The organism is Flavobacterium sp. M31R6 (assembly GCF_013284035.1).
Taxonomy (GTDB): domain Bacteria; phylum Bacteroidota; class Bacteroidia; order Flavobacteriales; family Flavobacteriaceae; genus Flavobacterium.
Genome location: NZ_CP054141.1, coordinates 1457183 through 1471497 on the forward strand (window position 1 = coordinate 1457183; position 14315 = coordinate 1471497).

General features: G+C 35.8%; 14 protein-coding genes. 2 read left to right on the plus strand and 12 right to left on the minus strand.

Annotation, left to right across the window (positions count from 1 at the left end; translation table 11 throughout):
• Positions 1–10: 10 nt before the first annotated feature.
• Complete coding sequence (gene era, locus HQN62_RS05940; RefSeq protein WP_111411329.1) at positions 11–892, plus strand: GTPase Era; 882 nt, start codon at positions 11–13, stop codon at positions 890–892.
• Positions 893–1082: 190 nt separating this feature from the next.
• On the opposite strand, the gene HQN62_RS05945 is transcribed toward era, so the two are convergent.
• Positions 1083–1652, minus strand: coding sequence for a hypothetical protein (locus HQN62_RS05945; RefSeq protein WP_173503663.1), 570 nt, complete (start codon positions 1650–1652; stop codon positions 1083–1085).
• Between the two features lie 74 nt (positions 1653–1726).
• Between HQN62_RS05945 and der the strand changes: the two genes are divergently transcribed.
• Entirely contained in the window at positions 1727–3037 is a 1311-nt protein-coding gene (gene der, locus HQN62_RS05950; RefSeq protein WP_173503664.1) for a ribosome biogenesis GTPase Der, read from the plus strand.
• Positions 3038–3097: 60 nt separating this feature from the next.
• Here the strand turns inward: der and HQN62_RS05955 are convergent, their stop codons facing one another.
• From HQN62_RS05955 to HQN62_RS06005, 11 genes are all read right to left on the minus strand, one after another.
• On the minus strand, positions 3098–3328 hold the full coding sequence (locus tag HQN62_RS05955; RefSeq protein WP_173503665.1) for a hypothetical protein: 231 nt from the start codon (positions 3326–3328) through the stop codon (positions 3098–3100).
• Between the two features lie 118 nt (positions 3329–3446).
• Complete coding sequence (locus HQN62_RS05960) at positions 3447–4187, minus strand: DUF2490 domain-containing protein (RefSeq protein ID WP_173503666.1); 741 nt, start codon at positions 4185–4187, stop codon at positions 3447–3449.
• 70 nt (positions 4188–4257) lie between these two features.
• Positions 4258–5019 (minus strand): phosphate ABC transporter ATP-binding protein PstB, encoded by a 762-nt coding sequence (gene pstB / locus HQN62_RS05965; protein ID WP_173503667.1) that lies wholly within the window; start codon positions 5017–5019, stop codon positions 4258–4260.
• Positions 5016–5855, minus strand: coding sequence for a phosphate ABC transporter permease PstA (pstA, locus tag HQN62_RS05970; RefSeq protein ID WP_173503668.1), 840 nt, complete (start codon positions 5853–5855; stop codon positions 5016–5018). Before pstA ends, pstB begins: the two co-directional genes overlap by 4 nt.
• A gap of 12 nt (positions 5856–5867) precedes the next feature.
• The gene (pstC, locus tag HQN62_RS05975) at positions 5868–6761 is read right to left on the minus strand and encodes a phosphate ABC transporter permease subunit PstC (protein WP_173503669.1); all 894 of its coding nucleotides are present in this window, start codon (positions 6759–6761) and stop codon (positions 5868–5870) included.
• A gap of 85 nt (positions 6762–6846) precedes the next feature.
• Positions 6847–7794, minus strand: coding sequence for a PstS family phosphate ABC transporter substrate-binding protein (locus HQN62_RS05980; protein WP_173503670.1), 948 nt, complete (start codon positions 7792–7794; stop codon positions 6847–6849).
• Positions 7795–7897: 103 nt separating this feature from the next.
• Positions 7898–10471 (minus strand): TonB-dependent receptor, encoded by a 2574-nt coding sequence (locus HQN62_RS05985; protein ID WP_173503671.1) that lies wholly within the window; start codon positions 10469–10471, stop codon positions 7898–7900.
• Between the two features lie 244 nt (positions 10472–10715).
• Positions 10716–11129 (minus strand): RrF2 family transcriptional regulator, encoded by a 414-nt coding sequence (locus HQN62_RS05990; protein WP_111411322.1) that lies wholly within the window; start codon positions 11127–11129, stop codon positions 10716–10718.
• 95 nt (positions 11130–11224) lie between these two features.
• On the minus strand, positions 11225–12919 hold the full coding sequence (locus tag HQN62_RS05995) for a S41 family peptidase (RefSeq protein WP_173503672.1): 1695 nt from the start codon (positions 12917–12919) through the stop codon (positions 11225–11227).
• 96 nt (positions 12920–13015) lie between these two features.
• Positions 13016–13843, minus strand: a complete 828-nt coding sequence (locus HQN62_RS06000) for a TPM domain-containing protein (RefSeq protein ID WP_173503673.1) — start codon at positions 13841–13843, stop codon at positions 13016–13018.
• Positions 13840–14277 (minus strand): TPM domain-containing protein, encoded by a 438-nt coding sequence (locus HQN62_RS06005; RefSeq protein ID WP_173503674.1) that lies wholly within the window; start codon positions 14275–14277, stop codon positions 13840–13842. The genes HQN62_RS06000 and HQN62_RS06005 overlap by 4 nt, the downstream gene beginning before the upstream one ends.
• Between the last annotated feature and the right edge of the window lie 38 nt (positions 14278–14315).

The window sequence follows — 14315 nt, forward strand, 5'->3', positions numbered from 1 at the left end:
TTAAGTAGAAATGTCACATAAAGCAGGTTTTGTAAACATCATAGGGAATCCAAACGTTGGGAAATCAACGTTAATGAACGCCTTTGTTGGTGAAAGGTTATCAATAATTACGTCAAAAGCACAAACAACACGTCATAGAATTCTTGGGATTGTAAACGGGGAAGATTTTCAAATGATCTTGTCGGATACACCTGGAATTATCAAGCCGGCATACGAAATGCAGGAATCGATGATGAACTTCGTAAAGTCCGCTTTTGAAGATGCCGATGTTTTAATCTATATGGTAGAAATTGGTGAGCAGGAATTGAAAGATGAAGCTTTTTTTAATAAAATTATCCATTCGAAAATTCCGGTTTTGTTATTGTTAAACAAAATTGACAATTCGAATCAAGCACAGTTGGAAGAGCAAGTAGCTTTCTGGACTGCCAAAGTGCCGAATGCAGAAATTTATCCTATATCTGCTTTGCAGAATTTTAATGTACCGGAAGTTTTTCAAAGAATCATTTCATTGTTGCCGGAATCACCAGCGTATTATCCAAAAGATCAATTGACGGACAAGCCGGAGCGTTTCTTTGTAAATGAAACAATCCGTGAAAAAATATTATTGAACTACAGCAAAGAAATTCCTTATGCGGTGGAAATCGTAACTGAAGAATTTTTTGAAGACGAGAATATCATCCGAATTCGTTCTTTGATTATGGTGGAACGCGATACCCAAAAAGGAATCGTTATTGGTCACAAAGGTGCTGCTTTGAAAAAAGTTGGAATGGATGCCCGTGTGGATTTGGAGAAATTCTTCGGGAAGCAGATCCATATTGAATTGTATGTGAAAGTGAATAAAAATTGGAGAAGCAACGCAAATATGTTGAAGCGTTTTGGCTACAATCAATAAATGTTGATTCGGTAATTCGTTTAATCGAATGTTTCAATTTAAAGTTTAAAATAAATATATAATCAGCATTGGAGTTAGTCTCTAATGCTGATTTTTTTTAACCGCAAAGTTCGCAAGGGTATCGCAATGGACGCAAAGCTTAGCGAACTTTGCGTAATTCTTTGTGAACCTTGCGGTAAAATAGTGTGTGTTATATAGGTGATTCTATGATTTCTAAAAATATTTTTTCGATATCGTTCATTTGTTTTTCGCCGTTGCTTCGGATTTGTTTGGCGATGACGTAGAGTAGGAACCAAGCGAAAACCATAAGGGACATCACTACGAAATCTGCTGTTGTGGATTCTTTTAGAACGTAATGAGAGTAGGCAATACCACAAAAGATGACGAATGTACCCGCTATCATGAAATGCAAAAACATGAAGAACGTCCATAAATCGGGGTCAGGGCCAAACAATCCTCGAATGTGGGTTTGATTATCGCCTTTGGATTCCATTTCGAGGTGTAAATGGGGTGACCAATAGGCTTTTTTGGTGCCTTTGATGTTGATCCAAATGTGGTATTCTTTTATTTTTAAAATGAATTCAGGGGAGTTGGTTGTGGTGAAATGAATGAATTTTTGGCGCAGGGAATCGATGTCCTGATTGACTTCTTTATAGAAACGCAAGCGTAAACGGATTTCATTATTGGTGTCCATAAAATTAGAAATGAAGCGGTTAAGTGAACAAGCAGTGGCTAATATACCAAAAAAATTGATATTCATGGTTTTAAACACTACCTTTGCAACCCGAAACTGGAAAGCAGTATTCGGGAGAAATAAATATTTGAATTTATATTATGAACAATATTGTTGCGATAGTAGGAAGACCTAATGTAGGGAAATCAACCCTTTTTAATAGGCTGATACAAAGAAGAGAAGCTATTGTAGATTCTGTTTCTGGAGTTACCAGAGATAGAAACTACGGTAAAAGCGAGTGGAACGGAAAAGAGTTTTCTGTGATTGATACGGGAGGATATGTCCGTGGATCGGATGATGTTTTTGAAGGTGAAATCCGTAAACAGGTAGAATTGGCTATCGACGAAGCCGACGTTATTATATTTGTGGTTGATGTTGAAGAGGGGATTACCCCGATGGATGATGTTGTTGCCCGTTTGTTGCGTAAAGTGACTAAGCCTGTTTTATTGGCTGTAAATAAGGTGGATAATGCTATGCGTGAAAAAGACGCTCTTGAGTTTTATAATCTTGGTTTAGGTGAATATTTCACATTTGCCAGTATTTCGGGAAGTGGAACTGGGGATTTATTGGATGCTTTAATTGAAGCTTTTCCGGTGAAACCAGAGCCTGTTCAAGAAGAGGTAGTTTTGCCTCGTTTTGCTGTAGTAGGTCGTCCTAATGCAGGAAAATCTAGTTTTATCAATGCATTGATTGGTAAAGAACGTTTTATGGTAACTGATATTGCGGGTACTACTCGTGATGCTATTGATACAAAATTTGACCGTTTTGGTTTTGAATTCAACTTGGTAGATACGGCAGGTATTCGTCGTAAAGCGAAAGTGAAAGAAGATTTGGAGTTTTACTCTGTAATGCGTTCGGTACGTGCGATTGAGCATGCCGATATCTGTATTTTGGTGATCGACGCCACTCGTGGATTTGAGGGACAAGATCAAAGTATTTTTTGGTTGGCTGAGAAAAACCGAAAAGGGGTTGTTATCTTGGTGAATAAATGGGATTTGGTTGAAAAAGATACTATGTCAACCCGTGATTATGAAGAGAAAATCAAAAAAGAATTAATGCCATTTACGGATGTGCCTATTCTTTTTGTTTCGGCTTTGACTAAACAACGTTTGTTAAAAGCATTGGAAGCGACTGTTCAGGTTTATGAAAACAGACAACAACGTATTCCGACTTCAAAATTCAATGAGTTCATGTTAAAAGTGATAGAAGCGTATCCGCCACCGGCAACCAAAGGGAAATATGTAAAAATTAAATATTGTATGCAGTTGCCAACTCAAACGCCTCAGTTTGTGTTTTTTGCCAATATGCCACAGTATGTTAAGGAGCCATACAAACGTTACCTTGAAAATAAGATTAGAGAAAACTGGGACTTTTCAGGAGTTCCGATAGACATTTATATTAGAGAGAAATAAAAATAGAAAAGTCCCGATTTTATCGGGACTTTTTTTGTCTTGCTCTGAAAATACGATTTCTTAGTGCACTAAATTTTTCTTAGAGTTATCTTGATACCAATCCTTAAATTTTTTATTTGTTTTGTATTCCTCATCATGCAAAACGGTAAAAATTAAAAGCACTAGTAAGCTTACGCCAATAAGGTATAGCCCCATCAAAACTGGGAAAAATAGTTTTGTTTGGCATAGTGCTGCAAAAACTACAAGATAAATTGTGGTTAACCACGTTAGTTTAATTGCAAAATTTTTCATGGCCTTAACTTTTCTATTAAAGTTACGGTCAATTTTTACAAAATTTAGTTAATTCATCATCAATCAATTCTTAAAATTGGATTGATAATCTGATAGGATTTAAGAGCTATTTTCTCTATTATTTCTTTTTTTGAAGGTTTATTTTATGAAAAAAAGTAAACCTAATAATGTCCCTGTCAAAATAATCAACACCACTCGCGCGTTGTTGGAAACTGTTTAAATACCCCAATTCTAATGCAATATTTTTGTTGACACCGTATTGTAAAGCGGCATAAATTCTGTTTTGGTCAAATGTGTTTTTGACAACATTTTCACCGCCATTAATCATCAATTCGTCATATACAATTGCTTTCAAATACTGATTTTCCTTTTTCCAGCAGGAGTATTCCCCTTGAAGACGGTATCTGAATCTCCAATAGTAAGTAGTTCCTGGCAGCAATCCATCTTTATCGGCATTGTGAAAAAAACGTTCTTCAACTTGAAAGCGTTGATTCAAGGTAAAGCTACCATATTCTTGCTTCCAAGTGATGTCCTGTTGGCCTCTGTATTCCGGTATTCTAAAATCGTAAGTGACTTCGGGAACTTGGGTTGCAACAGAGAAATACGCATATCCGGCGCCCACTTCTATGTTGTTATTGATTTTATAGCGTCCCTGAATTCGCATTTCATATAAATTCTCCTCGAAAGGACTTATGAAAACCCGATTGTCAAATTCAGTATGAATGGACCATTTGTTGTTTATTGTCAATTGGTTGTAATATCGTGTCCAAAGTAAACTTTGATGATCTACATTTTTTTCGGTTTGCGCTCTGGAAACAAAACATACTAACAAAAGGCAAAAGATTCTGATGATTTTCATGAGGACTATTTCGGTTTTCGACAAATGTACAGAAACTCTATAACCTATATAGAATTTATTTTTTTTGCTGTTAAACCAAAAAGCCTTTTACGTAATCTTTGGTCAGTTTTTCTTTTGGATTCAAAAGCACTTCTTCGGTTGGACCAAATTCTATAATCTCTCCCATATAAACAAAACCGATATAATCAGAAACTCTTCGCGCTTGACGCAAAATGTGTGTGACCAAAACAATTGTGTATTTGTCTTTTAATTGCATAAACAATTCCTCAATGGCTTGGGTTGAAATGGGGTCTAATGCCGATGTTGGTTCGTCTCCCAAAATAATTTCTGGTTCAATTGCTAGTCCTCTGGCCAAACACAATCGTTGCTGTTGTCCGATGGATAATCGGGTTGCAGGCGATTTAAGTCTGTCTTTTACTTCGTCCCAAAGATTTACGCCACGAAGATATTTTTCGACGATTTCATCCAACTCTTTTTTGTTATGATTTCCGTGAATGCGCTGCCCGTAAGCAATATTATCATAAATATTCATCGGCAACGGAAAAGGTCTTTGCGAGAGCAAACCCATTTTTTTTCGAATGTGGGTAACTTCGACTTTTGGGTCGTAAATGTTTTCGCCGTCAACCAAAACTTTTCCGTCTACGCGCACATCATTTTGGCGGTCGAGTAATCGATTCATGGTTTTAAGTAAGGTCGTTTTTCCACAACCCGATGGACCAATTAGTGAGGTCACTTTCTTGTCTGGAATGTCAAGATTAATGTTCTTTAGAATATGGTTTTCACCAATGTGGACATTTAAATTTTGGATACTTATGTGAGGTTGAATGATCATATTTTATTTTTTGAAAGATTTTTGCTGGCTATTTTTGCCACAATGTTAATGACTAAAACAATAATGGTAAGGATTACTGCCGCGGCATAGGCTCTGTTTTGAACTTCTTTTATCGGGCTGCTCAATTGAAAAAAAATGGATAGAGGCAAAGTTGCGGCAGGTTGGTCGAGAGAGGTTGGAATACTATCGGTAAAGCCAGCTGTGAAAAGTACACAAGCCGCATCACCAATAGCTCTTCCGAAAGACAATAATATAGCGGTTATAATTCCAGGAATGGATTGTCGCAAGATGATTTTTGCGGTTTCATAGCGTGTTCCCCCAAGTGCGAAAACAGCGTTGCCCATATCTTCGGGCACGACGCGAACTACTTCATCTATTGCTCGAACCAGTATCGGAATTATCATTAAAGTTACCGTAATGATTCCTGCTAATAATGAAGTTTTCAATCCCATATAGACCATAATTGCAAATCCAAAAGCACCGTAAACGATGGACGGAATCCCAAACAGGATGTCGTAACTCAGTCGGGTAATCGTAGCCAATGTGGCGTTTCTTTTGGCATACACATTTATGTAAATAACAATTGGAAGACTGATCAAAAGTCCCAATAAAGTAGAACCTACAGTGATGTAAATCGATCCCACTATGGCATTCAAAATGCCACCTCCTTTACCAATGTAGAAGCCACCTTCTGGGATTTTTGAAACCATATCCCAATTCAAAGAACCAATTCCTTTGGAAAAAATGGTGTACACTATCATAAACAGGGTACTACTGATGATGATGGTACTCAGTATCATCAAAACTTTGAATATATTTTCTTCTATTTTTCTCATGTTGATACCTGATTAGTTATTTCTTTTTTCGATTCTATATAAAATAATTCTCGACAGTGCATTGAATAAAAAGATGATGACGAATAGGAGTAGGGCTGCAAACATCAATGCAGAATCGTACATCGGAATGGACATCATTTCCCCATAATTATTGGCGATAAGCGCCGGTAACGGATAAGCGGAGTCGAATAGGCTGTGCGGAACTTGTGCCAAATTACCGCAAACCATCAAAACGGCTATGGTTTCCCCAAAAGCTCTGGAAATTGCCAGAACTACAGCCGCTACAATTCCGTCAAATGATTTTCGAAGAACTACTTTTTTGACGGTTTGCCATTGCGTAGCGCCTAATGACAAAGAAGCATTTCGTAAATCCTGTGGCACATTATCAAACACTTCAATGACAATGCTGATGATAAGTGGAAAAATCATAATTGCCAAAACAATTCCTCCTGCCAATACTGAATAACCTGTTGTGAATTCTACGAAATGCGGAGCTATTTTGTCTTGTATTAAAGGTACAATTACCAAGACTCCCCAAACTCCATAAAGCACGGGTGGAATTCCCGATAATAATTCAATTAAGGGCAAAACCAATTTCCGAACTCTTATGTGAGCATACTCCGAAAGATAAATGGCAGTCAGCATTGATAAAGGCAAAGCAATGATAATGGCAATTGCGGTTACCCAAAGTGTGCCGACTATAAAAGGATAAAATCCGAAGGCCTCTTTAAAAGGTTTCCATTCGGAGGAGAATAATAAATTATAAAGTGAAGTGCTGTTTAAAATGGGTGTTGATTTGTAGAACAATCCAACGCCAATTAAAATCACCGTCGAAATGGACAGGATGGTTAACGCCAGAAATGTTTTACTGATGAGACGATCTTTGAGTAATCTTATGTTTTTCATAATTGTAATAAACCACCCCAGCAAAACTGTAACTCCTCATAGTTTTCAGTTCTTACATAGGGTGGATGTTTTATTTAGAAGAATATTATTTTACCTTCGCTAATTCTTTTGTTAATTTTTCTTTGGAAAGTTTAATATATCCCGCTTCCGTAACGAATTTTTGACCATCTGTAAGAATGTATTTTATGAATGCTTTGACAACGGCATTGTTTGGTTTTCCTGTGGTTACAAAATACAAATCTCTAGCTGGAGGTGATGGGTATTTACCCGAAACAATGGCGGCAATCAATTGATCGATGTCATTATAAAAGTTTTCATCTGGATCTAATTTTCCATTATTGTTTAAATCAATTGGCACAGCAACAATTCCATTGGTTGGTTTGTTGGTTTTGGTATCGTAGATGTAAACAATATTATTAAAACCTAACCCAGAAGGATCTCTTTGTACCGCTTGTGCCAATCCAGGATCTCCAAATACGGCAACTCCCTGTAAATCTTCTTGTTTTTTGCCAAAATAACTGGCCCAAGTTTCGGCGGCTCCGGCGGCATCAGATCGTGTGTAAACATGTATAGGAGCAGTGCTCTTGAAACCTAAAGCATTCCAAGTTTTGTATTTTCCGGTGATGAAAATATTATTAAAGGCTTCTTTTTTTACACCTCTTTGGTATAATACTTTTCTATAGGGACTTGTTGCGCTTATTGTCGGAATTACTGCATCTTTGGTAACAGCAATGGCGTAAGCTCCTTTTTTGTATTCAGCAGCATTCAGTTCTCGTGATACCAATCCAATGTCGGTAACTTTAGATAAAACATCCGTTATTCCTTTTCCGGCACCTCCTGCTTGAATGTCTATTTTGACATTAGGGTGTGTTTTTTTGAATTCTTCTGCCCATTTTACAGTAATCGGATACAATGCAAATGCTCCAGAAATGCTTATGTTTCCTGATAAATCTTGTGCCGAAACTTTATTTGGCGTAATGCTTGCAATTATTAACACTACTAGCGTCAATAATAAATTTCTGTTTGTTTTCATCTTATCTTACTTGTCTTGGTTTTTTTCTGTCTTTTTTATAAATAATATAAATCACAAAGTTAACTTGTCGATTATGTCAAGTTAACTTTGCGATTTTAATGAATTATAGAGAATACTTTAATGTAACTCCATAAGTGATTTGATCTCCTAACACTGCTGCGTATTGCCCTGCATTTCCTCCGGCAGGCAACAATTGTTCGTAATAATTTTTGTTTAAAAGGTTGCGTCCCCAAATGTGAACAGATAAACCTTCTGATGCACGGAAACCTAAGCGACCATTAAAAATACCATAACCAGGAACCACTAAATATTTTGAAGCCGAAGGACTTGATGAGAATTCAGAACGGGCATAACCATCAAGAGCTATAAAGAATTTTCCTGCGTTAGCAAAGAATTTTGCTTTTTTTGAATATTCTCCGCTTAAACTTCCTGCCCACCTTGAAACTCCAGGTAAATTAGAACCCGATACATCTTTAAATGACACTGCAGAACCCGTTTCTTCAAGTGGAAGAGGAGCATTTGTAAATTTAACATACTTACCGTCGCTATAAGTTCCAGCTCCGTAGAAGTTAAAATGCTTGTTAAGAATAAAACTAAAATCTAGTTCAACACCTTGTACACGTACTTCATCAGCATTAGCAAGATAACCGCGGTTTACTCCCAATTCAGCTGCCTGAACATTGGTTTGGAAATCTTTGATATTTGTGTTATAGTATGTCAAGTTCAATATTGAATTTGGAACAGGAGAAGTTTTTACTCCAAATTCATAATGGGTAACATCTTCTGGCTTAACTGTTGCAAGATCAGCTAAAGTTTGTCCCGCAGCAGGAGTAGGAAGTCCTGCAACATTCACTCCAATAGGTTTGTAGCTTTTTGCAAAAGTTCCATAAGCATTGATTTTATCTGATGCTTTGTAGGATACAGTTATATTTCCAGAGAAGTCAGTATCATCATTATCTGATGAGAAGTTTTGATCTGTATAAACTTTCTTTTTCAATGCAATTAATTTAGGATCAGTGGTTTGAAGGCCTCCGTATGTTTTACGGTCATAATCAGCATCTTTCTTGTCATAATTGTATCTTAAACCAGGTAATACATGCAGTTTATCTGTTACAGCCCAGTCTAATTGACCGAATACCGCCGCACTTGTTGAATGTATTTGAGCATTTGTATGGATTCCATATCCTTCAAAAAGACCTGGAGTTTTCCATAATGCAGTATTTGCTGGAGTAAATGAGTCCTGAGCAAATCTCCATTGTGCGTTACCGGATTCCTCTGTGCCTTTTGTTTTTGATGTCTGGTCAATAAAAAAGACTCCAGCAACACCGCTTATTTTAGATGTAATCTGACCTGCGTAACGTACCTCTTGGGTAAATTGAGTTTGTCTCGATGGATTTTGTGATTTTGCAAGTTGTTGCAAACCTGTGAAATCTCTGTCATTAGATGGATCCCAAGTCCAGAATCTCCATGCAGTTGTTGAGGTAAGTGTTCCATTTCCAATTTTTGTGTCCACATTAAGTGATCCTCCGCCCAAATCCTGTCCTGAACGCCATGGGGTGTCATGGTCAATTTTACGATCGAAAGCATTTAAGCTTGGAAGTTGGTAGTTTAAATCAGCAATAATTGCGTTAAATTGACGTTGTGGAACTCTATTTGTTGGAGCAACACCAGCAACTACTTGAGCATATCCATCATTATGTTGTGTTGTGATATCTCCTGCTAACGTAATGTTTGTGTTTTCCGTTGGAGTAAAAAGCAATTGACCTCTAATACCTTGATTGTTCAGCGTGTTTGTTGGCTTTCCTGTTCTAATATTATCGATAATACCATCACGTTGCGTACCCGAAAATGACAATCTACCAGCAACTTTTTTACTCAAAGCTCCAGTAACCGAAGCCTTGGCTTGAAGATAGGCATAATTTCCGTAACTCACTTCGAAGTCTGCACCTGAGTTGAAGCTTGGTTTGCGGGAAGTTATATTAAAAGCACCTGAAGTTGTGTTTTTACCAAATAAGGTTCCTTGCGGTCCGCGTAATACTTCAATTCTTTCTACATCGATAAAATCTAGAGTAGTTGCTGCAGGACGGGCATAATATACACCGTCAACATAGAAACCAACACCTGGATCGATACCGTCATTGGTTAGACCAAATGGTGATCCAAGACCGCGAATATTAATCCCAGTGTTTCTTGGGTTTGAAGAATAAAGCTGTACAGATGGAACCAATTCTTTTATACGGTTCACGTTGAAAGCACCTGTCTGTTCAGCTTGTTTGCCTGTAACAACAGATACTGCGATAGGAATATCTTGTGCTTTTTCTATTCTACGTCTTGATGTTACAACTACCTCAGATAATACTTTTTCTTCACCAGTGCTAATTGTTATTTGAAAAGGTTTAGCAACAGTTGGTAGTTCGTTTATTTTAATTTCCTTGGTTGTGTAACCTAAGTATTGTACAATGATTGTAAATGGAAGTGTTTTGGCTTCAATGCTGAAATTACCATTAACATCAGTAGTTGATGAATTAGTAGTTCCTTTTAGAACTATATTAACACCTTCTATAGGGGAGTCTTGATCGTTTTTTACAACTCCTTGTAAAAGGTTTTGACCATAAGAAGTCGAGAAAATTAGTAAAAAGAATAAACTTGCAATTGTTTTTATAAATGTATTTTTCATTATTTCAATATGTTATATGTAATTAGTAGAATTTAAAATAAATTTTTTTAGGCTCTAGCACATACACATACACATCATTTGGAAAATGTTTTTTTCTAAATTTGGAAGATTTGTTTTCCTGACCTCGTTTTTTTTGCTTCGATTAATTTGCATTTTTTCTTAGTTTTGATTGTTAATCATACGTTAATTCGATGCAAATATATAATTAATTCTATAAAACTAGTATAGTTTAAAATATATTTTTTTATTTTTTTACCAATGAGGCGATTGTAATGCCTTGCATTGCTTTCAAAGTTTCGTCTCTAATCGTCATCAATCCGTGTCGCAATAGGCATTCAGACTCGCTTACGCAATCAGAGCAACGCTCGTAAAAATTTAAGGATGCACAAGGAAGTAATGCAATTGCACCATCAAATAATCGGTGAATATCGGCTAAAGTGATTGTTTCTTTGTCTTTCAAAAGGTAATAACCACCATATTTCCCTTGCTTGCTACCTACAAAATGACCTCTCTTTAAATCCAAAAGTATTTGTTCCAAAAACTTTTTTGGAATAGAAGCTCCTTCCGCAATTTCAATGGTTCTTGAAATATGGTTTTCATCTTGTTGCGCTAAATATAGAAGCGCTTTTAGGGCATATTTGGTTTTATGTGAAAGCATTCTGGGCGATTAATTTTTAGAATGGATATAAAATTCAATGGATTCTTCTGGAGAATATATTTATGATTCAAATATAGACTTTTTTTTAATTTTTTTTAATTTAATTTTTTTTTTAGAAATTCCAACGCTCTTTCTAGAACCTCATCTTTTCTTTCTTGAATTCCTTTTATTGTTGGATGAACTTCTATATCAATTTTAACGCCTTTTCTTTGGGTTTCAGTGCCATCAGGATAATAAACTCCAAGGCCACTCATTAAAGATTTAAAACCAATAAATTCTATTTCATTAGTATTCCCATCCGCACCAGCAGTTTGACTTCCTATTGTTGTTACATTGTCGCCTTTCTGCAAACACATCGTATAATATTCACTTGCACTTTGTGTACTCTCGTTAACTAATACAATTACTTTACCAGGGTAATATTCATTTTTTATTGGTGAAATTAGATCTGTTTTTTTCCAAATAAATCTACCAGGATAAGATAAATCTGGCTCTGTTAATTTTGCAAATTCCTTTTTTGTTTGAAATAGTCTTTTTGCTAATGGATAGGGGCGGCTAACAGAAGCTCTCATGTCAATTATAATAGCTTTGGTAGATTTCATTTCTGACATCATTTTTTCAACATCCTCAATTTCTATGAGAGCTGCCATATTAACATATCCAATGTTTCCATCAACTATTTTATATTTTTCCTTAATTTCATTTTTTGATTTAAAATCCTTGAAAAAGTAACGGTGAACAATTTTCTCCGAAATTATTTCGTTTCTATTTAAAGATATTTTTAGAGAATCAGTAAAACCATTAAATATAGCCCAATAGGAGTTTCTTAATTTAGTATTATAATTTGATCCATGAATGTATTTTAATTTTTCTTGAAGAATGTCATTTACATTTTTATCATCCACTTTTTCAATCACGTCTCCAATTCTTAAATCATCCACTTTAGCTAAAGAATCATTTAAAAACTCAGTTATGATTGCTTTTTTGTCAATTATTTTAAATGATGCGGGAATGTATTTACGTCCAAAAAAATCATTTGTGATTGCTGTATTTGTAAATGTGTGAGTGTCGTCTAGTTTTACGGCTGTTTCTTTAATTGCTAATTGATATTCGGTAGCGTTTTTTGCATCTTTAAATTTTGGAATCATTTCTCTTAAAACTATATCCCATTTTTGATCCGTTAAATATTTATAAGGGTAAAAATATTCTACAATATTCCAATATCTGAATAAACTTAATAATCTATAATTTTGTTCTGGAAATTCGAAATTTTTATAATTAGGCTCATTCGTTATTTTAATAATGCCTAGACTTTTCATTAAGGCAATTTTTGGAGCAACTGTGGAAACATAATGGTTTTGGCCTTGAAATCTATTGTTTTCAATATACTTTAACTTTTTAGTAAGTTCATCAGTAAATACATCTGTATTTTGAGTCCAAGAAAGGTCAAAATTCTTGTCAAAATATTCTTTTTTGCTAATATCATCACAAGAATTACAAAGCTTAAATGTTCCTAAATTTTCGATCCAGTCCAAATATATTTTAGATAGTTCTTCTTTACTGTTAGCATGTTTCACTTTAGGGAGTATCGTTAGCAAGTGTTCATCCCAATTGTAACTTCCTTTGGCAACATTGGGGTGGTAATATTTAAGGAATCCCCATATTTTGCATAATGATGATAAGTTTTTTATTTCAGATTCACTTAATTTTGGAGAGTCTATGTTTTGACTATGTATTAAATGTAAATTGAAAGACGTAACTAATAATAAAGCGAAAATCTTTAATTTCATAATTTTTAAATTATGTTGTTTAAAAACGTTGTTTGATTTTTTATAAAATACAAAAGAGAGTCCATACAGAACTCTCTTTTACATTATGTATATTTCTTACCAGCTTCCGCTTGAACCTCCGCCAGAGAATCCGCCTCCGCCAAAACCTCCGCCGAAGCCTCCGCCTCCGCCTCCGAAACCACCGCCTGATGATCCACCACCAAAACCACCTCCGCCACCTCTTCCGAGGCTGCTTAGTATAATGACGTCGAGTAGGCTAGGCCCTCCACCGCCTCGGTTTCCGGAATTTCCTCCACCGCCAGCATTTCTATTCTTGGATAGTAAAATCAAAACAATAACCACAATGACTATGATTGGTAAAATTGGAAAATCTTTTCCTTTTGTTTGTTTGCGTTCGCCTTTGTATTTGCCTTTGAAAACATCAATAATTGCACTGGTACCTTTGTCTAAGCCTTGGTAATAACTGCCTGCTTTAAACTCAGGAACGATAATGTTTCGAATTATTTCTCCGCCAGTTCCGGCGGTTAGCCTATCCTCTAAACCGTAACCAGGATTGATAGCTATCTTTCTTTCGTTTTTTGCCAAAAGAATAATAACTCCATTATCATCTTTTGCTGTTCCACCAATTCCCCAAGTTTGCCCCCATTTAGTTGCTAGTTGACTAACATCTTCATTTTGGAGGCTCTCTATAGTGATTACTACAATTTGAGTAGTCGTAGAATCAGAATATTTGATCAATTTTTCTTCAAGTTGGGCTTTTTCTTCTGGACTTAGAACATTGGCATAATCATAAACCGAAGTTTGAAAACTAGGTTTCTTCGGAATCGTAAATTGTGCAAAAATTGAATTTATGCAGAAAAAAAACAGAATTATTTGTAGCCATTGGCTTTTGACTTTCGTCTTTTGACTTATGACTTTCTTCATCCTTTTGATATTTCGTTTGATAATTCGTTGGTGTCGCCTTCTTGCCAAGGAAAATGCTTTTTCATTTCTTGACCGGCTTTTAAAATACCATCAATTAATCCTTGTTTGAAATTTCCCTGTTTGAATTGTGCAACCATAACATCACGGGTACTGTCCCAAAAGGTATTGGTAACAACATCGTTGATGCCTTTGTCACCACAAATCACAAAGGTTTTGTCTTCAATAGCCAGATAGATTAAAACACCATTTTGTAATTCGGTTTCATCCATTTTTAATTCATGAAAAACTTCCATGGCACGATCATACGCATCTAGGGAAGTTGTTTTTTCTATATGAACTCTAATTTCGCCAGAAGTGTTTTTTTCGGCTATTCGAATAGCTTCCACAATTTCTTGTTCTTCTTCTTTGCTTAAAAAATCTTCTACTTTTGACATCGTATATTTTTTAAAAACCCCGCCATGGCGGGGTTAAG

Bases quoted from the DNA above. Each gene is read 5' to 3' on its own strand.
- era (WP_111411329.1), top strand. From the start codon at position 11: ATGTCACATAAAGCAGGTTTTGTAAACATCATAGGGAATCCAAACGTT.
- HQN62_RS05945 (WP_173503663.1), bottom strand. From the start codon at position 1,652: ATGAATATCAATTTTTTTGGTATATTAGCCACTGCTTGTTCACTTAAC.
- der (WP_173503664.1), top strand. From the start codon at position 1,727: ATGAACAATATTGTTGCGATAGTAGGAAGACCTAATGTAGGGAAATCA.
- HQN62_RS05955 (WP_173503665.1), bottom strand. From the start codon at position 3,328: ATGAAAAATTTTGCAATTAAACTAACGTGGTTAACCACAATTTATCTT.
- HQN62_RS05960 (WP_173503666.1), bottom strand. From the start codon at position 4,187: ATGAAAATCATCAGAATCTTTTGCCTTTTGTTAGTATGTTTTGTTTCC.
- pstB (WP_173503667.1), bottom strand. From the start codon at position 5,019: ATGATCATTCAACCTCACATAAGTATCCAAAATTTAAATGTCCACATT.
- pstA (WP_173503668.1), bottom strand. From the start codon at position 5,855: ATGAGAAAAATAGAAGAAAATATATTCAAAGTTTTGATGATACTGAGT.
- pstC (WP_173503669.1), bottom strand. From the start codon at position 6,761: ATGAAAAACATAAGATTACTCAAAGATCGTCTCATCAGTAAAACATTT.
- HQN62_RS05980 (WP_173503670.1), bottom strand. From the start codon at position 7,794: ATGAAAACAAACAGAAATTTATTATTGACGCTAGTAGTGTTAATAATT.
- HQN62_RS05985 (WP_173503671.1), bottom strand. From the start codon at position 10,471: ATGAAAAATACATTTATAAAAACAATTGCAAGTTTATTCTTTTTACTA.
- HQN62_RS05990 (WP_111411322.1), bottom strand. From the start codon at position 11,129: ATGCTTTCACATAAAACCAAATATGCCCTAAAAGCGCTTCTATATTTA.
- HQN62_RS05995 (WP_173503672.1), bottom strand. From the start codon at position 12,919: ATGAAATTAAAGATTTTCGCTTTATTATTAGTTACGTCTTTCAATTTA.
- HQN62_RS06000 (WP_173503673.1), bottom strand. From the start codon at position 13,843: ATGAAGAAAGTCATAAGTCAAAAGACGAAAGTCAAAAGCCAATGGCTA.
- HQN62_RS06005 (WP_173503674.1), bottom strand. From the start codon at position 14,277: ATGTCAAAAGTAGAAGATTTTTTAAGCAAAGAAGAAGAACAAGAAATT.